Below are 708 nucleotides of genomic sequence, written 5' to 3' on the forward strand. Positions count from 1 at the left end.
ATGCATCCTGGCGGTATTGTGATTGCCAGTATGCTTCTCGCACTCACTTACATGGGCGGTGAAATGGTTCAAATGGACCTGACACTTCCGAAGTCTATTACGGGCTTATTCCAAGGTATGTTGCTGTTTTATCTCTTAGCGTGTGACTTGTTGATCTCATATCGCATCGTTCGAGATCGTCCGGTTCAAACTAAATCATCTAGCAATCAACAAGAAACAGCGCAGGCGTAAGGGGCAGTCGTGGATATTGAATTAATCACTAACATCTTATTTGCGACTATTCGCACAGGTACGCCGCTTATTTTGATCGCATTGGGTGAAATGGTGTGTGAAAAGTCTGGTGTATTGAACTTGGGCCAAGAAGGCATGGTGCTAATGGGCGCAGTGCTTGGTTTTGCTGCCTCAGTGATCACCGGTAATTTGGGCTTGGGTCTTGTGGCATCAGTTATTGCTGGTATGTGTATGTCATTGCTATTTGGTTTCTTAGCGATTTCGCTGGTCGCAAACCAAGTCGCTACGGGTTTAGCCTTAACGATATTTGGTACTGGCTTAAGTGCCTTTATTGGCGCGAGCTACGTTGGGGTAGGCATCGAAGGTATTCAGGCGTGGACGATTCCACTACTGAGCGATATTCCTGTTATCGGCAAAATCTTTTTCTCGCATGACCCGTTGGTTTACCTAAGTTGGGTTCTGTTCGGCTTGGTGTTC

2 pseudogenes are annotated in these 708 nt (G+C 46.3%); both read left to right on the forward strand.

The window, feature by feature from the left end:
• Positions 1 to 231, forward strand: a pseudogene (locus A3762_RS27800) (ABC transporter permease); the annotation flags it as partial.
• 9 nt (positions 232 to 240) lie between these two features.
• Positions 241 to 708 (forward strand): annotated as a pseudogene (locus A3762_RS19090) (ABC transporter permease); the annotation flags it as partial.

Source organism: Oleiphilus sp. HI0125, assembly GCF_001635355.1.